Annotated in this window: 17 protein-coding genes; 7 read left to right on the forward strand and 10 right to left on the reverse strand. The window is 69.8% G+C overall.

The genetic code is table 11. From position 1 onward, the window contains the following. The first annotated feature begins 289 nt into the window (after window positions 1–289). A complete protein-coding gene (cimA, locus tag ACFRMN_RS20875; protein WP_383021616.1) occupies window positions 290–1906 on the forward strand; it encodes a citramalate synthase in 1617 nt (538 codons plus the stop codon). A gap of 41 nt (window positions 1907–1947) precedes the next feature. On the opposite strand, the gene ACFRMN_RS20880 is transcribed toward cimA, so the two are convergent. Continuing rightward, window positions 1948–3834 carry an RICIN domain-containing protein gene (locus ACFRMN_RS20880; RefSeq protein ID WP_383021619.1) on the reverse strand — a complete coding sequence of 629 codons (1887 nt, stop codon included), beginning with the start codon at window positions 3832–3834 and terminating at the stop codon, window positions 1948–1950. A 301-nt stretch (window positions 3835–4135) separates the two neighbouring features. On the opposite strand from ACFRMN_RS20880, the gene ACFRMN_RS20885 reads away from it, so the two are divergent. Both ACFRMN_RS20885 and ACFRMN_RS20890 read left to right on the forward strand, forming a co-directional pair. Further along, window positions 4136–5158 (forward strand): LacI family DNA-binding transcriptional regulator, encoded by a 1023-nt coding sequence (locus tag ACFRMN_RS20885; RefSeq protein ID WP_383021621.1) that lies wholly within the window; start codon window positions 4136–4138, stop codon window positions 5156–5158. A 69-nt stretch (window positions 5159–5227) separates the two neighbouring features. Continuing rightward, window positions 5228–6616 carry a hypothetical protein gene (locus ACFRMN_RS20890; RefSeq protein ID WP_383021624.1) on the forward strand — a complete coding sequence of 463 codons (1389 nt, stop codon included), beginning with the start codon at window positions 5228–5230 and terminating at the stop codon, window positions 6614–6616. 37 nt (window positions 6617–6653) lie between these two features. Here ACFRMN_RS20890 and ACFRMN_RS20895 read toward each other — a convergent pair whose 3' ends face one another. Then, a complete protein-coding gene (locus tag ACFRMN_RS20895) occupies window positions 6654–7286 on the reverse strand; it encodes a YceI family protein (RefSeq protein ID WP_383021627.1) in 633 nt (210 codons plus the stop codon). Between the two features lie 251 nt (window positions 7287–7537). On the opposite strand from ACFRMN_RS20895, the gene ACFRMN_RS20900 reads away from it, so the two are divergent. The 4 genes from ACFRMN_RS20900 (at window position 7538) to ACFRMN_RS20915 (ending at window position 12703) form a co-directional block, all read left to right on the forward strand. Further along, the gene (locus tag ACFRMN_RS20900; protein WP_383021630.1) at window positions 7538–8047 is read left to right on the forward strand and encodes a hypothetical protein; all 510 of its coding nucleotides are present in this window, start codon (window positions 7538–7540) and stop codon (window positions 8045–8047) included. A gap of 328 nt (window positions 8048–8375) precedes the next feature. Further along, window positions 8376–10718, forward strand: a complete 2343-nt coding sequence (locus tag ACFRMN_RS20905) for a polysaccharide lyase 8 family protein (RefSeq protein ID WP_383021739.1) — start codon at window positions 8376–8378, stop codon at window positions 10716–10718. Between the two features lie 151 nt (window positions 10719–10869). Beyond that, window positions 10870–12453: an acyl-CoA carboxylase subunit beta gene (locus ACFRMN_RS20910; protein WP_383021633.1), complete on the forward strand. Its 1584-nt coding sequence runs from the start codon at window positions 10870–10872 to the stop codon at window positions 12451–12453. Window positions 12454–12499: 46 nt separating this feature from the next. Next, window positions 12500–12703, forward strand: coding sequence for an acyl-CoA carboxylase subunit epsilon (locus tag ACFRMN_RS20915; protein ID WP_383021635.1), 204 nt, complete (start codon window positions 12500–12502; stop codon window positions 12701–12703). Between the two features lie 90 nt (window positions 12704–12793). Here the strand turns inward: ACFRMN_RS20915 and ACFRMN_RS20920 are convergent, their stop codons facing one another. The 8 genes from ACFRMN_RS20920 to ACFRMN_RS20955 form a co-directional block, all read right to left on the reverse strand. Next, on the reverse strand, window positions 12794–13375 hold the full coding sequence (locus ACFRMN_RS20920) for an ATP/GTP-binding protein (RefSeq protein ID WP_031229389.1): 582 nt from the start codon (window positions 13373–13375) through the stop codon (window positions 12794–12796). Continuing rightward, window positions 13356–13955, reverse strand: a complete 600-nt coding sequence (locus ACFRMN_RS20925; RefSeq protein WP_383021638.1) for a DUF742 domain-containing protein — start codon at window positions 13953–13955, stop codon at window positions 13356–13358. Before ACFRMN_RS20925 ends, ACFRMN_RS20920 begins: the two co-directional genes overlap by 20 nt. A gap of 102 nt (window positions 13956–14057) precedes the next feature. Continuing rightward, on the reverse strand, window positions 14058–14471 hold the full coding sequence (locus ACFRMN_RS20930) for a roadblock/LC7 domain-containing protein (protein ID WP_010984131.1): 414 nt from the start codon (window positions 14469–14471) through the stop codon (window positions 14058–14060). Window positions 14472–14481: 10 nt separating this feature from the next. Next, complete coding sequence (locus tag ACFRMN_RS20935) at window positions 14482–17838, reverse strand: nitrate- and nitrite sensing domain-containing protein (protein ID WP_383021639.1); 3357 nt, start codon at window positions 17836–17838, stop codon at window positions 14482–14484. Window positions 17839–18177: 339 nt separating this feature from the next. Continuing rightward, window positions 18178–18759 (reverse strand): ATP/GTP-binding protein, encoded by a 582-nt coding sequence (locus ACFRMN_RS20940; RefSeq protein ID WP_189282429.1) that lies wholly within the window; start codon window positions 18757–18759, stop codon window positions 18178–18180. Beyond that, window positions 18740–19147, reverse strand: coding sequence for a DUF742 domain-containing protein (locus ACFRMN_RS20945; protein WP_030351795.1), 408 nt, complete (start codon window positions 19145–19147; stop codon window positions 18740–18742). The genes ACFRMN_RS20940 and ACFRMN_RS20945 overlap by 20 nt, the downstream gene beginning before the upstream one ends. A 107-nt stretch (window positions 19148–19254) precedes the next feature. After that, entirely contained in the window at window positions 19255–19668 is a 414-nt protein-coding gene (locus ACFRMN_RS20950) for a roadblock/LC7 domain-containing protein (protein WP_030351794.1), read from the reverse strand. A gap of 9 nt (window positions 19669–19677) precedes the next feature. Next, on the reverse strand, window positions 19678–23583 hold the full coding sequence (locus ACFRMN_RS20955) for a nitrate- and nitrite sensing domain-containing protein (RefSeq protein ID WP_383021642.1): 3906 nt from the start codon (window positions 23581–23583) through the stop codon (window positions 19678–19680). Between the last annotated feature and the right edge of the window lie 316 nt (window positions 23584–23899).

Genomic DNA, 23899 nt, shown 5'->3' on the forward strand with positions numbered 1-23899 from the left:
CTCATCTGCCCCGACCGCATCGTGAGACAGGCCTTCCCCAGAGTCGCGGGCATGCGAAAATCGCCCTGTGCTTTCGTTCGCCATGATTATCGGCAGCAAACGCGCCGGTCCGCAGTGATCGCTTCGTACCACCATGTACGGCGCGGCCACCGTGCCTCAGACCCGCGCGTAGACCTCTCGCACCCGCGAGGGGTTTTTTCATTTTCCGGCCCCATCCTCGCCGGAGATGAGGCGAGCGATGATGGGGGCAAGTGGAGCCAGTCCTTCCACTCGACAGGAGCTACACACCATGACCACTGAGTCCACAGGGCCCACGGTGAAAGACGACAGTTTTCATGTCTTCGACACGACACTGCGCGACGGCGCCCAGCGTGAAGGCATCAATCTGACCGTCGCCGACAAACTGGCCATCGCGCGGTACCTGGACGACTTCGGCGTGAGCTTCATCGAGGGCGGCTGGCCCGGGGCCAACCCGCGCGACACCGAGTTCTTCGCGCGCGCCCAGCAGGAGATCGACTTCAAGAACGCCCAGCTCGTCGCCTTCGGTTCCACCCGCAGGCCGGGGGTCAGGGCAGCGGAGGACCCCCAGGTCAGGGCGCTGCTCGAATCCGGTGCCCCGGTGGTCACGCTGGTCGCCAAGTCGCATGACCGCCATGTCGAACTGGCGCTGCGCACCACCCTCGACGAGAACGTCGAGATGGTCCGCGACACCGTCTCCCATCTGCGCGAACAGGGCCGCCGCGTCTTTGTCGACTGCGAGCACTTCTTCGACGGCTACCGCGCCAACCCCGAGTACGCCAAGTCCGTCGTACGGGCCGCGACCGAAGCGGGCGCCGATGTCGTCGTCCTCTGTGACACCAACGGCGGCATGCTGCCCGCCCAGATCCACGCCGTCGTCGCCACCGTGCTCGCCGACACCGGCGCCCGGCTCGGTATCCACGCCCAGGACGACACCGGCTGCGCCGTCGCCAACACCCTCGCCGCCGTCGACGCGGGCGCCACCCATGTCCAGTGCACGGCCAACGGCTACGGCGAGCGCGTCGGCAACGCCAACCTCTTCCCGGTCGTCGCCGCGCTGGAGCTGAAGTACGACAAGCGTGTCCTGCCCGAGGGCGCGCTCGCCGAGATGACCCGGATCTCGCACGCCATCGCGGAGATCGTCAATCTCGCCCCCTCCACCCACCAGCCGTACGTCGGCGTCTCCGCCTTCGCGCACAAGGGCGGACTCCACGCCTCCGCGATCAAGGTCGACCCCGACCTGTACCAGCACATCGACCCCGAACGGGTCGGAAACACCATGCGGATGCTCGTCTCCGACATGGCGGGCCGCGCCTCCATCGAGCTGAAGGGCCGGGAGCTGGGCATCGACCTCAGCGGCGACCGCGATCTGGTCGGCCGGGTCGTGGGCCGGGTCAAGGAGCGCGAGCTCAAGGGGTACACCTACGAGGCGGCCGACGCGTCCTTCGAGCTGATGCTGCGCGAGGAGGTCGAGGGCGGGCCCCGCAACTACTTCCGTACGGAGTCCTGGCGCGCGATCGTCGAGGACCGGCCCGATGGTACGCACGCCAACGAGGCCACCGTGAAGCTGTGGGCCAAGGGCGAGCGGATCGTCGCCACCGCGGAGGGAAACGGCCCGGTCAACGCCCTGGACCGGGCCATGCGGGTCGGCCTGGAGCGGATCTATCCGCAGCTGGCCAAGCTGGAGCTGGTGGACTACAAGGTCCGCATCCTGGAAGGCAGGCACGGCACGGAGTCCACCACGCGCGTGCTGATCACCACCGGGGACGGGGTCGGCGACTGGTCCACGGTCGGGGTCGCCGAAAATGTGATCGCGGCCTCCTGGCAGGCACTGGAGGACGCGTATACGTACGGACTGCTGCGGGCCGGGGTCGAACCGGCGGAGTAGTCACCCACTCCGCGCGGTCCACCCCGGCCCCAGGACACGTCCTAGCTCTGGAGCCGCCACTTCTGGTTGGCGGCTCCGGTGCAGGTCCAGATCTGGGCGCGCGCGCCGTTGGCCGAGGAATTGTCCGTCACATCGAGGCACTTGTCCGCCGCGGTGTTGACGATGTCGCCGGTCCCGGCGTTGTACGTCCACTGCTGGGCGCCGCTCCCGTTGCAGTCGTACAACTGCACCTTGGCGCCGTTCGCCGTCGACGCCGACGTCACGTCCAGGCACTTGCCGAGGGTCCTGATCGTCGAGTCCGTGCCGACCGTCCAGCGCTGGGCCGTCGAGCCGTTGCAGTCGTAGAGCTGGACGGCCGTCCCATTGGCGCTCGCGCCGCCCGCCACGTCCAGGCACTTTCCGCCGAGCCCGGTGAAGGTGCCCGACGCGCCGGTGCCGCCGCCGGACTGGGTGCCGGACCAGGTGAAGGTCGCCGACGTCTTTCCGGGCAGGGAGTAGCTGAAGTTCTGCCCGCCCCAGTTGACCCGCAGCTCACGGGCCGCCGACGCGTCGTTGTACGCGATCAGCGCCTTGGAGCCGTCCGGGTTGCGCCAGGCCACATTGGGCACCGCGGTGCTGGCGGTGGAGGCGACGCGCTCCGCTCCGGGCTTCACGAACTTCGTGAGATGGCCCATCGTGTAGTACTCGATGGTGTAGTCGACCTGGCCGTGCCGGCCGTCACCGTTGTGGACCGTGATCAGCCCGTCGCAGGTGCCGCAGCCGCCGTTGTGCGGGCCGCGGTTCTGGTCCACCGCCAGCGACCACTTGGTCACCGACTTCGCCCAGTTACGGGTGTAGTCGATGATGTTCGACATGTCCTCGCGCTGCTGATTGGCGATCCAGGTGCCGCCCGAGTGCTCGGTCTGGAAGGCGTTCAGCTGCGGATACTGGTTGTGGACATCCGTCTGCTTCTGGACATTGCCGCCGTAGCCGTGCCAGGCGACGCCACCGAAGTTGGGGTGGTCGCGGACGGCCGCGTCGTTCACGGTCTCGGCGGCGTACGCGTCGTACGTGTCCCAGTTCCAGTCGTGCGCCAGCACCTTGGAGGGCAGCCCCGCGCTCCGGAGCTTGGGCAGCAGCTCGCTCTTGGTGAAGTACGCGAGACCCGAGCCGTTCCAGCTCATCGACGGATAACCGGCGCAGCAGGTCGGCTCGTTCTGCACCGAGACATAGTCGACCGGGATGCCCTGGTCGCGGTAGGCCTGGAGGTACTTCACGAAGTAGTCGGCGTACGTGCCGTAGTTCTCCGCCTTCAGCCAGCCGCCGTTGAGCTGGCCGTTGTCCTTCATCCAGGCCGGCGCCGTCCACGGCGAGGCCATGGTCGTCAGCGCCGGGTTGAGCTGCTTGGCCTGCTTGGTCAGCGGCAGCACATCGGCCAGATCGTGCGCGAGGGAGAACCGCGCGAGGGTGGGATCGGTCTGGCCCGCGGGAAGGTCGTTGTACGTGTAGCCGAAGCGCGCGAGGTCGGAACCGCCCATGGGGTTGCGGATGAAGGAGAGCCCGATGCCCTCGGTGGGGGAGAAGAGCTTCTTCATCGTGTCGTCACGGGTCGCCTGGGAGAGCGCGCCGCTGCCCTTCATCAGCCAGGCCGCGGTGTCCGTGAAGGAGGCGCCGCCGCCCGTGAAGGTCTGATAGCGGGTGCCCTCGTCGACACTGACGTTCGTACCGCTGCCGCCGTTGCCCGGCTGGAAGTTGACGGGCGTCTGCTGCTGGAGACCGCGGGTGACATGGCGTCCTCCGCTGTCGTCGGTGGTCGTCAGCCAGATATTGACCTGCTCGCCCGCGGCGTGGGCCGTACCGGCGGAGAGGCCGGTGAGTCCGGCGGTGGTCAGGGCGCCCGCGAGGAGCGCCCTCGTCAGCCGCCGCCCGATGCCAGTCGATCTCGACATAAGTCTGCTGCCCTTCATCGGCAGTGCTGTGGGGGGTGATGCCGTGCGGCGTGAGTGAACTGCCGTTACGAACCCCCGTCAAGAGGCCGCGTATTCACAAACTGAACGCTCAACACCCCTGTGTCGCCTCTGACCTGCGGTCGGACTGGTACGTAACAAAGGTGCGGACCAATCTCGGCGTGAAGTGTTGACGGCGGTCCGGCGTGCCGGTTAACTCACCGCCGAGCACCGGTACCGGTTCCGGGACCGGTACCGGCCTGTCGGGCCGCGACCGGTTCCCCACCTCTTCGGGGAGGCCACGATGCGTGTCACCATCGCCGATGTCGCCCGTGAGGCCGGCGTCAGCAAGACGACCGTGTCGCGGGTGATCAATACCAAAGGCGAAGTCGACCGGGGCACGGCCGCCCGCGTCCGGGCCGTGATCGCCCGGCTCGGCTACGTACCCAGCTCGGGCGCCGTCGGACTGGCGCGCGGCAGCAGTCATACGATCGGCATGCTGGTGCCCGCGCTGAGTTGGCCCTGGATGGGCGAGGTCCTTCAGGGGGTCGTGGACACCGTCGAGGCGGCCGGTTACGGCCTGCTGCTCTTCACCTGCAACCGCGGCCCCGAATCGGTGGAGCACTTCGTCACCCAGGTCTCGGCCCGCGCCTTCGACGGACTGCTCGTCGTGGAGCCGGAGAACACCCTCGACACCATCATCGGACTGCACCGCAAGGGGCTGCCCGTCGTACTGATCGATGACCGGGGCAGCCGCCCGGAGGGCTTTCCGTCCGTGGTGACCACCAACCACGAGGGTGGCGCCTCCGCGGCCCGTCATCTGCTGGCCGGCGGGCGGGGCAGACCGCTGGTGATCACCGGGCCCGCGCACTTCGGGTGCGTACGCGACCGGCTCAGGGGCTTCCGTGAGGTCCTGCCCACCGATCTCGTCGTGGTGGGGGACTTCACCGAGCTGTCGGGACGGCTCGCGGTGGAGAAACTCATCAACGGCAAGGTCCGCTTCGACTCCGTGTTCGCGCACAACGACATCAGCGCGGCCGGCGCGCTGCGGGCCCTGCGGGCGGCGGGGCGCAAGGTACCCGACGATGTCGCGGTGGTCGGCTTCGACGACATCCCACTGGCCCGGCACACGGAGCCACCGCTGACCACCGTCCGTCAGCCCACCCAGCAGATGGGCGAGACGGCGGCGCGGCTGCTGCTCGGACATCTCGCCGGGACGCCGTCCGGTGCCGCCGGGATGCCGTCCGGTGCCGCCGGGACGTTGTCCGGTCCCGACGGGCCGGTGGTCCTGCCCACCGAGATCATCGTCCGGGAGTCGGCGCCGTAGGACCTCGTTCCCGGTCCGTCCCTTCTTCGCCCGTCCGGTTTCGCCGTACTTCGGGTAGCGTCAATGTGTATGAGGACGAGGCTGATTTCCCTATGGTCCGGGCTGCTTCTCGCTTTCCTCGCCACGGCCTTCCTGGTGGCGCCGGGCGCGCAGGCGGCCACCAACCTGTCGACGGCCACCGACGCGCCGACGGCCACCGGCGCTCAGGCGGTGGGCGATGCCCTCAAGAAGAGTCCGGTCTATGTGGACCCACGCGCCGCGGGGCAGCTCTCGGCGTCCGAGGCCGAGGCCCTGGCGAAGAAGATCAAGGACGCGGACAAGCCGCTCTTCGTGGCGGTCCTGCCGGCGACCGCCGACTTCCCGGCCTCGTCCGTACTGAAGACGGTACGGGCCGAGACCGGCGTGACGGGGCTGTACGCCATCCGTCTGGGCGACGGATTCAACGCGGGTGCCGACGCCGCGGTGCTGACCGGCCGGGCCGTCAGCAATCTCACGGCCGCGGTCAAGGCGGGCGGCCCGGTCGACGCCGCGACCGAGCTGAACAACTTCGCCGACCAGGCCCTCCCGCAGATCCGGGGCCAGGCCCCGGCCTCCTGGGACTCGGGGTCGGGATCGGGCGGCGCCGGCGACTCGTCCACCGGGCTGATCGTGCTCGGCTCCGTGGTCGTGGTGGGCGGCGCGGGCGCGTACGCCGTGGCGCGCGCCAACCGCCGCAAGCGCGACGAGCGGACCCGCGAGGCGCTGGAGAAGCTGCGGGTCGTCGTGGACGAGGACATCACCGCGTTCGGCGAGGAGCTGGACCGGCTGGACTTCCACCCCGGCGAGCCCGGCGCCGACGACGCGATGCGCGCGGACTACGAACGCTCCCTGGACTCGTACGAGAAGGCCAAGTCCCTGATGGGCGCGGCGGAACGGCCCGAGGACGTACGCGGGGTGACGGAGGCGCTGGAGGACGGCCGGTTCACGCTGGCCACGCTGGCCGCCCGCAGGACGGGCGCCCCGCTCCCGGAGCGCCGTTCACCCTGCTTCTTCGATCCGCGGCACGGCCCTTCGGTGACGGACGCGGAGTGGGCGCCGCCCGCCGGTGTCCGGCGTACGGTCCCGGTCTGCGCGGCCGACGCCGCCCGGCTGGCGGACGGTACGGACCCGGGGACCCGTACGGTCGAGACCGAGCACGGCCGCCGCCCCTACTGGGAGGCGGGACCGGCGTACGGACCGTGGGCCGGCGGCTACTTCGGCGGCGGGCTGCTGCCGGGGCTGCTGGTGGGCACGATGCTCGGCTCCGTGATGGCGACCCCCGCCTATGCCGCGGACTTCGGCGGCGGTGACCCGTCCGGCTTCGGCGGCGGAGACTACTCGGGTTCGGACTTCGACCCGGGCGACTTCGGCGGCGGAGGCTTCGGCGGGGGAGGGGACTTCGGCGGGGGCGGCGGCTTCGACGGCGGCGGCGGGTTCTAGATCCCGCGCGGTCCTGTGGATCGCGGACCTGTCGATCTCAGGCCTTCTTGATGGCGGAGATGTCGAAGCTCAGCTTGACCTTGTCGCTGACCATCACACCGCCGGTCTCCAGCGCGGCGTTCCAGGTCAGGCCCCAGTCGGAGCGCAGGATCGTGGCGCTGCCCTCGAAACCGACGCGCTCGTTGCCGTACACGTCGGTGGCCGAGCCGTTGAACTCCAGGTCGATGGTGAGCGGCCGGGTGACGTCCTTGATGGAGAGGTCACCGGTCAGCCGGTAGGTCTCCGCGTCCAGCTGCTCGACGGCGGTGGAGCGGAAGGACATCTTCGGGAACGTCTCGGCGTCGAAGAAGTCGGCGCTGCGCAGATGACCGTCGCGGTCCGCGATCCCGGTGTCGACACTGGCGATCGCGACCTCGATCAGCGCCGAGGAGGCGGTCGGGTCCGTACCGTCCAGGCTCAGCGAGCCCTCGTGCTCCGTGAAGGTGCCCCGGACGTTGGTGACCATCGCGTGCCGGACGGTGAAGCTGATCGTGCTGTGCGCCGGGTCGATGGTGTATTCGCCGGTCAGCGCGGCGAGCGCCGGGTCCACCGTGGCGGTGGCGGTGGCGGTGGCCGTGGCGGCGGAGGTCGAGGTCTGAGCCGAGTCGTTCTTGCGGCCGAAGAGTCCCATGGTTGCTCCTGAGAGAGAGTGGTGGCGCGAGGTGGTTGTTTAACCTTCAACGACCATCACCATAGCCATGTCTGGTTCAGATTTCAACAATGTCACCCGATCGAGGCCAACTGAGCTCGTCGCCCTCTGGCGGACGCGCGTAGACATCGGGCACGATCTCCCTGTTCCACCTGCCCCACCGCCCCATTGGCCCCACCGCCCGTCGGCACCAATCGGCTCCACGGTCTTCAGCAGGAGAGGGAATCCCCCCAATGAAAATCCGCTCTGTTCTCAGCGCGCTCGCCCTCGTGCTCGGCGCGCTCTTCGCCCCCGGCTTCGGTGTCCTGAGCACGGCCACCGACGCCCAGGCCGCCACCAAGATCACCCACGCCACCGCCACCTCGATGTTCCGGTCGTCCGGGATCACGTGGTCCTCGTCCGGCGGCTGCTCCGACCGCAACAACCCGACCTGTACGTCGTTCGACCAGCTCAACCTGGACTCGGCCAAGGGGGCGCAGACCCTGAGAAGCGCCAGCGGCTGCGGTCTCAACATCACCGGCGGTACGGAGACCGGCCACGCGAGCGGCACGTACTCGCACTGGAACGGCTACAAGCTCGACTTCGGCAAGGCCACCTGCGTCACCAACTACGTCAAGAACACCTTCACGTACATCGGGGTGCGCGGTGACGGCGCTCCGCAGTGGCAGTCCGGCGCCGGCAACGTCTACGCCGACGAGGGCAACCACTGGGATGTGACGTTCTACAACTGCGGCGGCTGCTGACGCCGTTGGCGGTCCTCGGACAGGACGGTGCCCCGCTCTCCCGGCCATGGGAGAGCGGGGCACCGTTCTCGTGCGGGAGCCCCTGTGCGGGAGCCCCGCGCGGGAGCCTTCGTGCCGGGACCGGTTGTCCGCGTCAGGAACCGACCGACACCGTCCAGCGTCAAGAGTTGAGCCTGAGAGCGCTCTCTGAAATTCCGGGTCCTCACAACATGGCGGACATGGGCCGCTGTTGGGCGCGTCGGCACCGTTGAAAGCGTTCGAACGCGGTGCTAGACCAACGACCAGCCGGTCTACACCACTTCCGATCGCGGGGGTCTCCGTGTCGCTGCTGTCCGCCTGGTCCCGTCGTGCCTTTCTGACCGCCACCGGAGCGGGCGCACTCTCGCTCCCGCTCTCCCGCCCGGCCGCCGCCGGACAGCGCGCCGACGCCGACGAGTTCGAGGAACTGCGGCTGCGCTGGGTGGATCTCCAGCTCGGCACCGGCTACGACCCGGCCGTCGAGCCGTACGCCTCGCGGCTCGCGCGGACCGGTGAACTGGCCGCGCGCTTCCGGCGATCGATGGCGCCGGCCGCCGCCTCCCTCTGGCCGGACCGTCCCTTCGATCCACCCTCCGGAATCACCCAGAGCTACAGCCGGCTGTGGACCATGGCCCAGGCGTACGCCCAGCCGGGCACCGGCCTCACCGGCGACGCGGCGCTCCTCGCCGATGTCCTGCGCGGTCTCGGCCATCTCTCCGCCACCGTCTACCGCCCCGCGACCACTCCGTACGGCAACTGGTGGGAATGGCAGATCGGCTCGCCCCGGCTGCTCATGGATCTCGTGGCCGTCCTGTACGGCCACCTCACCGAGGAGCAGCGGGCCGCGGCCTGTGCCGCCGTCGACCACTTCATCCCCGACGCGCTGCTCGCCGACTACTCCGGCACCAGCACCGGCGCCAACCGGGTCGACCTCTGCCGCTCCGTCGCCCTGCGCGGGGTGCTCGGCCGGGCCCCGGCCAAGCTCGCCCTCGCCCGCGACGCGCTCTCGCCGGTCTTCCCGTATGTCACGAAGGGCGACGGCCTCTACGCCGACGGCTCCTTCGTCCAGCACACCTGGGTCGCCTACTCCGGTACGTACGGGCAGGTCATGCTGGACGGGCTCGGCCGGCTGTTCACTCTTCTCGCCGGGTCCACGTGGGCCGTCACCGATCCCCGTCGGCAGATCATCCTCGACAGCGTGGAGCACGCCTACGCCCCGCTGATCTACAACGGGCTGATGATGGACGGCGTCAACGGCCGGGCCATCAGCCGCGGTTATCTCATGAGCGACGACCAGGGGGTGCTGCGGAGCGATCACTTCCATGGCCAGGGGCTGATCGCGGCCATCCCCCTGCTCGCCGGCGGTGCCTCCCCGGCCGAGCGGGACCGGTGGACCGCTCTGGTCAAGGGGTGGATCGAGCGGGACACCGTCTCACCGATCCTCACCGCCCGCCAGTTCGACGTCGCCGATCTCGCCCGGCTGAGCGCCGTCGCCGCCTCGGCCGTCCCCGCCGCCCCCGAGCCGGTCGGCCATACCCTCTTCACGGCGATGGACCGCGCCGTGCACCGGCGGCCCGGCTGGGCCGCCGCGCTCTCCATGGCCTCGGACCGGATCACGTACTACGAGTGCGGCAACGGCGAGAATCCACGCGGCTGGCACACCGGCGCCGGAATGCTCTACTGGTGGGGCGCGGACCGGGGCAATGACCAGTACACCGACTGGTTCTGGCCCACGGTCGACCCGTACCGGCTGCCCGGCACGACGGTCTCCACCAAGCGGCTCGCCGACCGGGCCGGCGGCGAGTGGGGCGCCCCCAAACCGGCCGTACGGTGGGTCGGCGGCGCGACCGACGGGGAGTTCGCCGCCGTCGGCCAGCATCTCAAGGGTCTCGGTTCGACTCTCGAAGCCCGCAAGTCCTGGTTCTTCGCGGCCGACGCCGTCATCTGTCTGGGCGCCGGGATCAGCGCGACGGACGGGGTGCCCGCCGAGACAGTCGTGGACAACCGCAACCTCGGCGAGAACGGCGCCGACGTCTTCACGCTCGACGGCGGGCCACGCCCCCGCTGGGCCCATCTGGAAGGCCACGGCGGCTGGGTCTTCCCGGGCGGCGCCGGCGTACGCACGCTCACGGAGGCGCGCACCGGCGCCTGGAGCGATATCAACACCACCAGTTCCACCGAACGGCGTACCCGCCGCTATCGGACTCTCTGGCTGGACCACGGCATCGACCCGGTCGACGTCTCGTACGCCTATCTGCTGCTGCCCGGCGCCTCCCGGCGTACCGTGGCGGCCCGCGCCGCCGACCGCCACTGGCTCGGGATCCTCGCCAATACGGCGGCCCTCCAGGCGGTGGAGATCCGCTCACTCGGCTGTATCGCCGCGAACTTCTGGCAGCCGGGGACGGCGGGGCCGCTCACCGCGTCCGCTCCCGCGAGCGTGCTCGTCGTGGTGCGCGGCCGTACGGCGGTGCTCCTCGCGAGCGGCCCCGCCCGCGACGGGGAGCCGCTGGAGATCGTCTGGGACCGGCCGGTACGCCGGGTCACCGGCCGGGACCCGGCCGTCGAAGTGCTCGCGGCGGGCCGTAACCTACGGCTTCGGATCACCCCGGGAACAGCCGGCGCGAGTCATCGCTGTGAGTTTGCCGTGCGCTGACATCTAGGGGAATCCCACAAGAGCCGGGGGTAGCTTGCTGTTCAGGAACCCCGCATCGGGCCGGGTTCTGTCCAGGCCCACCAGGAATACCGCCACGAGACTGTGTGGAGTCGACGGCGCGATTCCTTGGTGCTCTTCGTAGGGTTGGGACATGACCGTAGTGGACGAGACGCCGGGTGAGCCCGTAGACGCCCGGGGCCGAGTGGCCGAATTGCACGCCCTGCGCGAGGAGGCCCGTCGAGGGCCGAGCGACCGGGCGACCGAGGCACAGCGCGCGAAGGGCAAGCTGACCGCTCGGGAGCGTATCGAGCTGCTGCTTGACGAGGGTTCGTTCAAGGAGGTCGAGCAGCTGCGCAGGCACCGTGCCAGCGGCTTCGGCCTGGAGGCCAGGAAGCCGTACACCGACGGTGTCATCACCGGCTGGGGCACGGTCGAGGGCCGTACGGTCTTCGTGTACGCGCACGACTTCAGGATCTTCGGCGGCGCCCTGGGCGAGGCCCACGCCACCAAGATCCACAAGATCATGGACATGGCCATCTCGGCCGGCGCGCCCCTGGTCTCGCTGAACGACGGCGCGGGCGCCCGGATCCAGGAGGGTGTCTCCGCGCTCGCCGGCTACGGCGGGATCTTCCAGCGCAACACCCGCGCCTCCGGCGTCATCCCGCAGATCAGCGTGATGCTCGGCCCGTGCGCGGGCGGCGCCGCCTACAGCCCGGCACTCACGGACTTCGTCTTCATGGTCCGTGAGACCTCGCAGATGTTCATCACGGGCCCCGATGTGGTCAAGGCCGTCACCGGTGAGGAGATCACCCAGAACGGCCTCGGCGGCGCCGATGTGCACGCCGAGACCTCGGGTGTCGCGCACTTCGCGTACGACGACGAGGAGACCTGCATCGCCGAGGTGCGCTACCTCCTGTCGATGCTTCCGCAGAACAACCGGGAGAACCCGCCCACGGTCGCCTCCGAGGACCCGGCGGACCGCCGCTCCGACGTGCTGCTCGATCTGGTCCCCGCGGACGGCAACCGCCCGTACGACATGCACAAGGTCATCGAGGAACTTGTCGACGAGGGCGACTTCCTGGAGATCCACGAGCGCTGGGCCCGTAACATCATCTGCGCCCTGGCGCGACTCGACGGTCAGGTCATCGGCATCGTCGCCAACCAGCCGCAGTCGCTCGCCGGGGTCCTGGACATCGAGGCATCGGAGAAAGCTGCGCGCTTTGTCCAGATGTGCGACGCTTTCAATATCCCCATTGTCACGCTGCTGGATGTCCCCGGCTTCCTGCCGGGCGTCGACCAGGAGCACGGCGGGATCATCCGGCACGGTGCCAAGCTCCTGTACGCCTACTGCAACGCCACCGTGCCAAGGATCTCCCTGATCCTGCGCAAGGCGTACGGAGGGGCCTACATCGTGATGGACTCCCAGTCCATCGGAGCCGACCTCACCTACGCCTGGCCGACCAACGAGATCGCGGTGATGGGCGCCGAAGGTGCCGCCAATGTCATCTTCCGCAAGCAGATCGCCGAGGCCGAGGACTCCGAGGCCATGCGAGCCCGCATGGTCAAGGAGTACAAGGCCGAGCTGATGCATCCCTACTACGCGGCGGAGCGCGGACTGGTCGACGACGTCATCGACCCGGCGGAGACCCGTGAGGTGCTCGCGAGCGCGCTCGCGATGCTCCGCACCAAGCACGCCGACCTGCCGTCCCGCAAGCACGGCAACCCCCCGCAGTAACCCTGCGGCCCGCGCCCTCCCGCCGAGAAGACGGAGACACGACTCCATGAGCGATCCCACGAACGAATCCCTGCTGCGCGTCGAGAAGGGCCAGGCCGGCCCCGAGGAGCTGGCCGCCATCACGGCGGTGCTGATGGCCCGCGCCGCCGCGCAACCCGAGACCCCGACCCACCGGGGCCGCTCCACCGCCGGCTGGCGCCGTCTGGAGCGCACGCCCGGCTTCCGCGCCCCGCACAGCTGGCAGGGCTGAGCACCCCCGTAGCACACGGCGCTGACACACGCCACCGACGAAGGCCCCCGCACTCTCACGAGTGCGGGGGCCTTCGTATGACTGCCACGGTTACCGGAGTCGGGCCATGAGGGCGTGTTCGACGAGGGTGATGAGTCCGCTTTTGGCGTCGGCGCGGTGGCGGGCGTCGGTGGTGATGATGGGGGTGTCGGGGCCGATCTGGAGTGCTTCGCGTACTTCGTCGGGGGTGTAGGGCTGGTGTCCGTCGAAGCCGTTGAGGGCGATGACGAAGGGGAGTCCTGAGTTTTCGAAGTAGTCGACGGCGGGGAAGCAGTCGGCGAGGCGGCGGGTGTCGACGAGGACGACGGCGCCGATGGCGCCGCGTACGAGGTCGTCCCACATGAACCAGAAGCGGTCCTGTCCGGGGGTGCCGAAGAGGTAGAGGATGAGGTCTTGGTCGAGGGTGATGCGGCCGAAGTCCATGGCCACGGTGGTGGTGGTCTTGTCTCCGGTGTGGGTGAGGTCGTCGATGCCCGCGGAGGCGCTGGTCATGACGGCTTCGGTACGCAGCGGGTTGATCTCCGAGACGGCGCCGACGAACGTGGTCTTGCCCACGCCGAAGCCGCCCGCCACCACGATCTTCGCGCTGGTGGTTGAGCGGGCTGCACCGCCGCTAGAGCTTGCGAAGTCCACTGAGCACCCTTTCGAGCAGTGTCACGTCTGGCTGGCCCCCGACGGCCTCGTCGCCGCCGGGCTGATGGATGGCGACAAGTCCCGCCTCCGCCAGGTCGGCTACGAGGATCCGGGCCACGCCGAGGGGGATGGAGAGGAGCGCCGAAATCTCGGCGACCGATTTGATCTCGAAACACAGTTGGCAGATCCGCTGATGCTCGGGCAACTGCCCGTGCAACTGGGACGGGTCTGCTGTCGTACTGACCAGCGCCTCGATGGCGAGCTGGTATCGCGGCCTGGTCCGGCCGCCGGTCATGGCGTACGGGCGCACCAACGGATTGTGTGTGCCCATGGGTTCTGGCTCCGGCGAGTGCCGCGGCTGCACCGGCTGGATGCGAGGCCGCCGCGGCTGCTCGTACGGCTGCTGCGGTGGGGGATAGGGCTGCTGTCGTGGTGCGCGTTGTGGTGGGCGCGCATCGTCCTTGCCCCCCTGGCCGACCTGGCTGCTCGGCGTGGAGGGAAAGTTGAAGCGGTTCCGGGCATGCTCACCCGGGGACCGCGGGCCATCGTCATAAGGATGTCCGCCTGGGGGTGTAGCCACGTTTCCTCCTCCGACTGCCGGTCGCCGGGCCCTATGTTGACGGACCTGTGGAATCCGCGCCACCGAACCTTAATGGTGCGGCGGCGGGCAGCGCACTGTCTGTCAGTTGAGCAGACTTCCCTGGAGCTCGGCGCGGAGGTCCGGGGTGAGGACCGTGCCCGCGCGGTCGACCAGCAGCGCCATCTCGTAGCCCACCAGGCCGATATCGGCCTCCGGGTGGGCGAGGACGGCCAGTGAGGAACCGTCCGAGATGGACATCAGGAAGAGGAAGCCGCGCTCCATCTCGACCACGGTCTGGTTGACGGCGCCCCCCTCGAAGATCCGGGAAGCCCCCGCGGTGAGCGAGGTCAGACCGGACGCCACGGCCGCGAGCTGATCGGCGCGGTCGCGGGGGAAACCTTCGGACATGGCCAGCAGGAGTCCGTCGGCGGAGACCACCACGGTGTGGGACACCCCAGGGGTGTTGTCCACAAAGTTGGTGATCAACCAGTTCAGATTCTGCGCCGCCTGGCTCATCGGGCTCACACTAACGCTCCTGGTTGTAGGTACTGCCCGGGCCGTGGCCCGGTCCGTTCGTGTCCGCTCCCGCGTTGCGTCCCCGCTGGACACCGCGTCGCAGGTTGCTCAACCTGCCACGAATGTCCTCAGGGGCGCGGGAAACCTGGGTACCGCTCTGCGGGGTCTGCTCCGCCGCTCCCTCGACCAGATTGGCCTTGGGTACGCGACGGGGGAGACCTGACGAGGTGACTCCGCCGGCTTTGGGCTCGCGCAGCTTCTCGGCCCGCTGCCAGCGGTCGTCGTTCGTGGAACGCCAGTCCTCGGAGCCGGCCGCCTCGCTCCGGCCGCTACCGCCGCCGTCGCCGCTCCCGCCACCGCTGACCGCGCTGTTGCCGTCGCCGTGCCCGTTGCTCAGCGCGTTGCCCTGGCCGTTGCTCAGCGCGTTGCTCTGGCCGCCGCTCCCGCCGCCGAGCGGCGGGGTCCCTGCCACCTGGCCGGTCCGGCCGGTCTGTCCTTCGTCCTGACCGGTGGGCCCCCACTCCTGCGGTTGCTGGTTGCTCCCCCGGCGCGGCAGGCCCGCATCCGTCAGCGCGTGGCTCGCGCTCGGGGAAGGGCCGGGACGGTCGAAGCCTACGCGTTCCCGGGCCTTCTCGGGAGCGCCCCCGGCAGATTCCGTTTCGGTCCGCGACTCGGGCTCGTAGGCAGCCGGGTAGCCGCTCTGAGCGGGCCACTCTTCCTGGTGGGGCTGTGCGCCGAAGGCGTTCTCATATGTTCCCTCGGGGCTCTGCGGAGGCTGGTACGACGCCTCCGGATAAGCCTGCTGCCCCTGGTACGCGTCGGGCGCGCGGTACTCCTCGTAGCCGCCGCTCCCGTACGCCGTCCCGCTCTCCTCCGGCCGCGCCGCGTAGCCGGGATCGTACGACCCCTGCTGAGGCGCGTACCGGCCGTCGACCTCCTCGCGGTACTGGCCGTCGACCTGGTCGGTGAAGAGCGGCCGCTGGGCGCCCTGCGCACCGCCCAGCGCGGCCCGCCGCTCGTCGCGCCGCAGCGTGCGGTTGACGGGGTCCAGCGTGCGGGAGTCGCCCGCCGCCGGCCGCTGCTCGTCGTAGCGGGAGTCGTCGAAGCCCAGTTCGGCGGCGGTCAGCATCGGAGCGGTCGGGAAGACCTGCTCCTCCAGCGGCGCCGCCGGCTGGTCGGGGATGATCTGCGAGACGGTGAAGTCGTCGGCCGCGGCCGGTTCGCCGCCACCGCCGCCGTGCGTGATCGCGTCGGGGAGCATGACCAGCGAGGTCGTTCCCGCCTGCTCGCCCGAGGGGCGCAACTGGACGCGGATACCGTGCCGGTCGGCGAGCCGGCCAACCACGAAGAGCCCCATCCGCTGGGAGACGGCGGCGTCCACGGTCGGCGGGTTGGCCAGCTTGTGGTTGATGTCCGCGAAGTCCTCGGCGGTCAGACCGATGCCCTTGTCGTGGATCTCGATCATCACGCGGCCGTCGGGCAGCCGGGTCGCGGTGACCCGTACCTTCGTCTGCGGCGAGGAGAACGTGGTGGCGTTCTCCAGCAGCTCGGCCAGCAGATGCACGAGGTCGGTCACGGACTGGCCGTGGATCTCGGTCTCGGGTACGCCGGACAGCTCGATGCGCTCGTACGACTCCACCTCGGAGGAGGCGGCGCGGAGCACGTCCACCAGCGGCACCGGCTGGTTCCAGCGGCGGCCCGGCTCCTCGCCCGCGAGGACGAGCAGATTCTCGCCGTTGCGCCGCATACGGGTCGCCAGATGGTCCAGCTTGAAGAGGTTCTCCAGCTGGTCCGGGTCGCCCTCGTTGTTCTCCAGATCGGAGATCAGCGACAACTGGCCCTCGATCAGCGACTGGTTGCGGCGCGAGAGGTTCGTGAAGATCGCGTTGACGTTGCCGCGGAGCATGGCCTGCTCGGCGGCGAGCCTGACCGCCTCGCGGTGGACCTGGTCGAAGGCGCGGGCGACCTCGCCGATCTCGTCGCGCGAATCGATCGGGATGGGCTGGACCCGGGTGTCGACCCGGCCGGGCTCGGCCCGGGAGAGCTGGTCGACCAGCATCGGCAGCCGCTGCTCGGCGATCCCGAACGCGGCGGTACGCAGCTCGCGCATCGAACGGCTCATCTGCCGGGCCATCATGCCCGCCAGGATGAACGCGGCCAGCAGCGCGAGGACCACGACGGCGCCGTTGATGACGGCGTCGTTCCTCGCGTTGTCCGAGATCTGCGCGGCGTCGGCGACGGCCTTGTCGACGAGATCCTTCTCGATCACCGTGTAGCCGTCGAACTTGGCGGTGGAGGCGGCCATCCAGGTCTCCGGCGTGACCCCACGCGCCGCGAGCCGCTCGGGGCTGTCCCCGGTGGCGATGGCGGCCACCATGCCGTCCAGGACCGAACCGTCCTTGCTCGGCGGCGCCTTGAAGTCCTGGCCGGCGGCCATGGCCTGCTGCTGCGCGGTGGCGAGCTCGCGCGCCCCGGCCGCCGCCTGCTCCCTCATCACGTCCTGGAGCCTGACGGTGTCCTCCGCGGTGCCGCCGGAGACATACTCGGCGACGGCGATGTCCTCCAGATACGCGTACGAGGAGAACGCGACCGTCTGGCCGTTCCTGACGTCGTCCTTCTGGCTCGGCCTGACCAGCAGATGCATCCCGATGGAGCGCTGGAGCGATTCGGCGGCCTTGGCGAGCTGGATCGCGTAGACGGTACGGCCGTAACTGGTGATGTTGCCGGTGCCGAGCCCCAGTTCGTTGGCGAACTCCATGAGGGAGTGCTGCACCAGCACATAGCCCTCCTCGGTCGCCACGGGTCCGCCGTTGTCGCCGTTCTTGTCCGGGGTCTCGACGCCCGCGGTGTACGCGGTCTTCCGGATGTTCTCCAGCTTGGGCTCTTCGCCGCGGAACAGGCTGAGACGGCGCTCCAGGCCCTGCTTCGCGGGCATGTCCCGCACCGCCACGTCGAACTTCCTCTTCGCGGCGTCCGTGGCCGCGTGGGCCTGGACGACGCTCTGGGCGTCGCGCTTGCTGGTCAGCAGGGGCTGCGCGGTGAGGTCGCGCTCATTGAGCAGTGCCTGGCCGTACTCCGCGGCGGCCCGTACGACGAGCGCCGTCTTCTCGGCGTCCTGTGCTTCCTGCCAGGTGTCTATGGACCCCTTGACCTGAAAGCCGCCCATCACGAGGCCGACCAGCACGGGGACGAGCAGAATGGCGTTCAGTCGCGTGGGTACGCGCCAGTTGCGCGGCGAGAACCGGCTGGAGCTGCCCGCCACGGGCGGAGAGCCGGTAGCGACCGCAGGCGGCACCGCTGCGCGCGGCGGCGGGGTGAAGTTGCCCCGCGCCTGCTGCTCCGCGGAGCTCGTCTTGCTTCGCCTCACTCGACCAACAACCTCTCGGCGTCGGCACCTACTTTTGTGCCGTGTTCTGTTCAGGGCCGTACTACTCGGGAGTTGTCGAATTCCAGCACGGGGAAGGGTCCCATTCCAAACAGCAGGAATCAGCCATTCCGAGTGGTACAAGCCTCACATAAAACGGGCATAAAGAGCGAGCCCCGTCAAAAGGCGGGGCTGATGTGAGCGCAGCGGCACCGGACGAGTGCGTCGGGTGTCCGGAGACCGTGAATTCTCTGTCGAAATGTTATGAACATGGAGGCGGGCCGTGTCGAAGGACATAGCCCGCCTCTCGCAACCTCTACGCCAACTACCGTATTCGGCCGTCTACTTGAGTCGGGCCATGAGGGCGTGTTCGACGAGGGTGATGAGTCCGCTTTTGGCGTCGGCGCGGTGGCGGGCGTCGGTGGTGATGATGGGGGTGTCGGGGCCGATCTGGAGTGCTTCGCGTACTTCGTCGGGGGTGTAGGGCTGGTGTCCGTCGAAGCCGTTGAGGGCGATGACGAAGGGGAGTCCTGAGTTTTCGAAGTAGTCGACGGCGGGGAAGCAGTCGGCGAGGCGGCGGGTGTCGACGAGGACGACGGCGCCGATGGCGCCGCGTACGAGGTCGTCCCACATGAACCAGAAGCGGTCCTGTCCGGGGGTGCCGAAGAGGTAGAGGATGAGGTCTTGGTCGAGGGTGATGCGGCCGAAGTCCATGGCCACGGTGGTGGTGGTCTTGTCTCCGGTGTGGGTGAGGTCGTCGATGCCCGCGGAGGCGCTGGTCATGACGGCTTCGGTACGCAGCGGGTTGATCTCCGAGACGGCGCCGACGAACGTGGTCTTGCCCACGCCGAAGCCGCCCGCCACCACGATCTTCGCGCTGGTGGTTGAGCGGGCCGCTCCGCCGCTAGAGCTTGCGAAGTCCACTGAGCACCCTTTCGAGCAGTGTCACATCCGGCGTGCCGCCGGCCTCTCCGTTACCCGGCTGATGGATCGCGACCATGCCCGCTTCCGCCAGGTCGGCCACGAGAATGCGCGCGACGCCCAGCGGCATCGTCAGCAGGGCCGACACCTCGGCCACCGACTTGACCTCACGGCACAGGTGGCAGATCCGCTGGTGCTCGGGGAGCAGGGTGGCGAGATGCGCCGGGTCTGCTGTCGTACTGACCAGCGCCTCGATGGCGAGCTGGTACCGCGGCCTGGTCCGGCCGCCGGTCATGGCGTACGGACGTACCAGCGGCTGATCGCCTTCAGGACCGTACGACGCGTCGACCGAGGCGCCGTACGGATCGTGAGAGGCGGGTGGCGGGGTCATGAATCCTCCGGGCGTGACAGCAGGATGTCTGCGTGCCGTCTGACTTGGCCGGTGGGGGGCCGGTTGGCGACCTGACGGTGATGGGGCTGGGGCAGTCCTCGGGAGCCTCAGTGCAACAGGCTTCCCTGGAGCTCAGCGCGCAGGTCCGGGGTGAGGACCGTACCGGCGCGGTCGACCAGGAGGGCCATTTCGTACCCCACCAGACCGATGTCGCACTCGGGGTGTGCGAGCACGGCCAGGGAGGAACCGTCGGAGACGGACATGAGGAAGAGGAAGCCGCGCTCCATCTCGACCACGGTCTGGTTGACCGGGCCGCCTTCGAAGATCCGGGAAGCCCCCGCGGTGAGCGAGGTCAGACCGGACGCCACGGCCGCGAGCTGATCGGCGCGGTCGCGGGGGAAGCCCTCGGACATGGCCAGCAGAAGTCCGTCGGCGGAGACCACGACCGTGTGGGACACCCCAGGGGTGTTGTCCACGAAGTTGGTGATCAACCAGTTCAGATTCTGCGCAGCCTGACTCATCGGACTCAACTAACGCTCCTGCTGGTGAGAGGTGCCGAGGTTGAAGCCGTTGTTCGCCGGGCCGGTGTTGCCCGCCTGACGACCTTGCTGGATACCCCGGCGGAGATTGGTCAGCCGGCCACGTACGTCGGCCGGCGCACGCGAGACCTGCGGACCGGCCTGGTTGTTCTGTTCCTGCGCGGTCCCCGGCACCAGATTGGCACGCGGGACCCGGCGGGGCAGACCGGAGGTGGTGATGCCGCCGGCCTGGGGCTTTTTGACCCGCTCGGCCTGGCGTACCAGCTCGTCGTTGGGCGATGTACGCCAGGAGGAAGTGACGCCGACGCCATGGGTGCCGGAACCGTTCGTGCCGGACGGCTGGAAACCGGAACCGTTCGTGCCGGACGGCTGGAAACCGGAGCCGTTGGTGCCGGACGGCTGGAAACCGGAGCCGTTGGTGCCCTGGCCGCCCGGCCCCGGACCGTTGACGGGCTCGCGCCGCGGCATCGGTTCGCGCTGCTGCGCGGGCGGTACGGGAGAGCGCTCGGCCGGACCGCGGTCCTGCGGCTGCTGTCCGCCGCCCTGCTGCGCGCCGTGGAACCAGTTGGTCTCCAGCGTGTCGTACAGCGGGGTACGGCCATCACCGGGACCGGCCGGGGGCAGCGCCTCCGGCTGTGGCTGCGGCGGCAGGCTCGGCGGGCGGTAGCCGCCCTCGGAACCGGGCGCCGGAGCCGGCGCCGGGGGCCTCGGGGCGTTGAAGCCCTGCTGCGGAGCGCCGTACTCGGACGGCGGGTACTGCGCCGAGGGGTACTCCGCCTGCGGGCGGAATTCGGAGTGCGCGTCCTGGCCCTGCGGGACGCCGTACTCCCCGGAGCCGTAGCCCGCCGGGGCCGGCGCGTTGAAGTCCGGACGGGGGAACGCGGCCGTGGACGCCACATCCCGCGGGCCACCGCGCTGCGCCGGATCCTGGTCGGGCCGGGGCCCGTTGAAGTCCGGCCGCTGGAACTCCGCCGTGGAACCCGGGCCCTGCCGCTCGGCCGTCGGCCTGGCGAACTGGCCCGTGGACTCGTGCTCCTCGTGGCCGCGCGGGGTGTCCAGCGAGGCGCGCGGCGGGACGGCCTGCTGCTCGCTGCCCCAACTCGTCGTCTGCGGGCGCTGGGGCTGAGGGTTGCCGCCGGGCAGTTCGGCGCGCGGTCCGCCGGGCGGCGGGAGCTGCCGGCCGCGGTCGGGGGCGCCGCCCTGCTGACCCTGCTGGAAGGCGTTCTGGGCGTGGCCGCTGAAGCCGTTCTGACCGCTCTGGCCGGCCCGGATCCCTTGGTCCTGCCCGCTGTTCGGGCCGCTCGGCGCGCCGGGACGGTCGTCCTTACGGCCCTGTCCCTGGCCCAGTCCTTGTCCCTGACCGCCCTGGCCGGGACCGCCGGGACCATTCTGGGGAGGCGCGCCGAAGGCGTTCTGGCTGAAGACACTGGGCTGACCGGACCCCTGACGCTGCGGATCCCGTGATCCACCGCCCTGGGAGCCGCCCTGCGCTCCGCCCTGAGCGCCGTCGCGGGACGGCAGCGCGGCGCGCGGGCCCGTACCGGCGCTCACCTGACCGCGCGGCGCACCCGCGCCGAGCAGCCCGCCGCCGGATCCGTTACTCACACCGGGGCGGCCGCCACCGGCGGTACCGGGAGCACCGGTCAACTGGCCGCCCGTACCGGCGGGAACCTGGCCCGCGCCGTTCTGGCCACCGGGACCGACGCCCGCGCCCGGCCGGCCCACCGGGCCCTTCTTGCCGCCGTGGGCGACGTCGACCGGCAGCATGACCAGCGCGGTCGTACCGCCCGAGTCGGAGGGGCGCAGCTGGATCCGGATGCCGTGACGCAGGGAGAGCCGGCCGACCACGAACAGACCCATGCGGCGCGAGACCGAGACATCCACGGTGGGCGGCGAGGCGAGCCGTTCGTTGATCGCCGCGAGGTCCTCGGGCGAGAGGCCGATACCGGTGTCGTGGATCTCGACGAGCACCCGCCCGTCGGGCAGCGCGTGACCGGTGACCCGGACCTTCGTCTGCGGGCTGGAGAACGACGTGGCGTTCTCCAGCAGCTCGGCGAGGAGGTGTACGAGGTCGTTGACGACCCGGCCCGCGACCTCGGTCGTGGGAACCGAGGCCAGTTCGATGCGCTCGTACTGCTCCACCTCGGAGGCGGCGGCACGGAGCACGTCGACCAGCGGGACGGGGCGGGTCCAGCGGCGGCCCGGCTCCTCGCCCGCGAGGACGAGAAGGTTCTCACCGTTACGGCGCATACGGGTCGCGAGGTGGTCGAGCTTGAACAGCGAGGAGAGCTGGTCCGGGTCGGCCTCGCGGGACTCCAGCTCGGAGATGAGGGACAGCTGGCGCTGGATGAGGCCCTGGCTGCGGCGCGAGAGGTTGGTGAACATCGCGTTGACGTTGCCTCGCAGGAGGGCCTGCTCGGCGGCGAGCCTGACCGCCTCGCGGTGCACGTCGTCGAAGGCCGCGGCGACCTTTCCGATCTCGTCCTTGGAGTGCACACCGACCGACTCGACCGAGGTGTCGACATCCTGCGGGTCCGAGTCGGAGAGCTGCTTGACCAGCTCGGGCAGCCGCTCCTGGGCGACCCGCGTCGCGGTGTCCTGGAGCCGGCGCAGCGAGCGGATCATGGAGCGGGCCACCACGAAGGCGCCGACCAGCGAGACCCCGAGCACCAGCAGGATCACGGCGGCGTTGATGATCGCGTCCTGCTGCGAACTGGCGCGCAGCTCGCGGGCCTTGCCCTCCATCTCGCCCAGCAGCGTGGCCTCGATGGTCTTCATCGCGTCGATCCGCGTAGACGCCTGGTCCGTCCAGTCCAGATACGAGCGGTTGGGCTGCGTCTGGAGCCCGTCGGAGGTGGCGAGGGCACGGTCCGCGTACTTCTCGGACGCCTGGATCTCCGGGTTGCCCTGGCCGTTGAGCGGAGCCATCAGCTCTTCGGCGTCGCCGCCCATCGACTCGTACAGCCGGCTGAAGGAGGTGAGGGCGTTCTTCTCCTTGGTCGCCGCGGCCAGACCGTAGAGACGGTCGTTCTCGGTGAGCTTGCCCTTGGTCTTCGGGTTGGCCGGCAGCGCGGCGGCGATGATCGCCCGCTGGATGGACGCGTACTCCTTGGCGGACGAGAACGCGGCCAGCGCGCGGGTCCGCTTGATCATGTCCGGGTTGCTGGTCGCCTGCGCCATGTCCTGCGAGAGGCTCAGCAGCGAGTCGATCAGTCCGCTGTACGCGTCGACCGTCAGCGAGTGCGCGTCGGACGTGTAGGCGCCCTCGCGGATTTCGCTGATCTTGTTGACCTGGGTGGCGATCTGGTTGACGTTGGAGCGGATGCTCTCCAGCGCCTGGTCACCGTCGGTGTTGCCGATGTCGACCGTGGCACCGAGGAACGCCTTCTTCGCGCGGTCGGTCGCCGTACGGCGGTCCTGGACCTTGAAGTCCTTGGGGTTGACGCCGTTGTTGAGCGGACCCGCCGACTCGTCACGCTCCAACTGGAGCGCGGCGGCCAGGCTGGTCGCCTCCTTGGTCATCTTGGTGAGCAGCTGCATGTGCTCCAGCTGCTGCATGTCGTTCAGCGACTCGTTGATCCGGAGTCCACCCAGGGTGGTGGCCGCGACCACGGGGAGGGTGAGCAGCGCCACCAGGCGCGTGCTGATGCGCCAGTTGCGCAGCGCTATTCGTGACCCCGCGTCAGTCGGTGCCGCCGCCTTGGGAGCTGACGGAGGCGTGGCCGGGGACCCGGCGCCGCCCGGAGTTGTCCCGGGGCGTCCGGCCCGGCCGCCGGTCTCGCCCGACGATGCCGGACCCGGGTTCTGGGTGTGCTGGGGCGAGGAGCCGCGGTCGGTTCCGCCACGGGACTCCTGCTCCGCCGCAGCGCTGCTATCCCTCTTGAAACGTCCCTGCACTAGCGTCGCAACCTCTGGACCAGGCGTCCCCCCGCGAACGGCGGGACGGTGTCGGCGTCGTGGGGCGCTGAGCGCTCCCCATGGTGGTCGTGAGTGACCGGCGCTTGCTCCCCTTCCCCACCGCCACTCGGCGCTGCGTTGCGCCCTTGCGCGCCGGTACTTGTAAACCCGCGGCGGTGGGGGGAATTCCAGCACAGTGCAGGATCTCCAACAAGGGCAGACGGGGGCCCTGTGACGTGAATGACACGGTGTGAGCGGCGCATCACAAGCCGTAGAAAGGGTTCGTGGAGGAAAGGGACTTTTATTGACGAGCCAC

This window comes from Streptomyces sp. NPDC056835 (genome assembly GCF_042789485.1).
GTDB lineage: Bacteria > Actinomycetota > Actinomycetes > Streptomycetales > Streptomycetaceae > Streptomyces.

What these genes read in the sequence shown, in the direction of transcription:
- ACFRMN_RS20930 (WP_010984131.1), bottom strand. Translation starts at nt 14,471, where the DNA reads ATGAGCCAGGCGGCGCAGAATCTGAACTGGTTGATCACCAACTTTGTG.
- ACFRMN_RS20900 (WP_383021630.1), top strand. Translation starts at nt 7,538, where the DNA reads ATGAAAATCCGCTCTGTTCTCAGCGCGCTCGCCCTCGTGCTCGGCGCG.
- ACFRMN_RS20945 (WP_030351795.1), bottom strand. Translation starts at nt 19,147, where the DNA reads ATGACCCCGCCACCCGCCTCTCACGATCCGTACGGCGCCTCGGTCGAC.
- ACFRMN_RS20885 (WP_383021621.1), top strand. Translation starts at nt 4,136, where the DNA reads ATGCGTGTCACCATCGCCGATGTCGCCCGTGAGGCCGGCGTCAGCAAG.
- ACFRMN_RS20895 (WP_383021627.1), bottom strand. Translation starts at nt 7,286, where the DNA reads ATGGGACTCTTCGGCCGCAAGAACGACTCGGCTCAGACCTCGACCTCC.
- cimA (WP_383021616.1), top strand. Translation starts at nt 290, where the DNA reads ATGACCACTGAGTCCACAGGGCCCACGGTGAAAGACGACAGTTTTCAT.
- ACFRMN_RS20890 (WP_383021624.1), top strand. Translation starts at nt 5,228, where the DNA reads ATGAGGACGAGGCTGATTTCCCTATGGTCCGGGCTGCTTCTCGCTTTC.
- ACFRMN_RS20915 (WP_383021635.1), top strand. Translation starts at nt 12,500, where the DNA reads ATGAGCGATCCCACGAACGAATCCCTGCTGCGCGTCGAGAAGGGCCAG.
- ACFRMN_RS20910 (WP_383021633.1), top strand. Translation starts at nt 10,870, where the DNA reads ATGACCGTAGTGGACGAGACGCCGGGTGAGCCCGTAGACGCCCGGGGC.
- ACFRMN_RS20880 (WP_383021619.1), bottom strand. Translation starts at nt 3,834, where the DNA reads ATGTCGAGATCGACTGGCATCGGGCGGCGGCTGACGAGGGCGCTCCTC.
- ACFRMN_RS20950 (WP_030351794.1), bottom strand. Translation starts at nt 19,668, where the DNA reads ATGAGTCAGGCTGCGCAGAATCTGAACTGGTTGATCACCAACTTCGTG.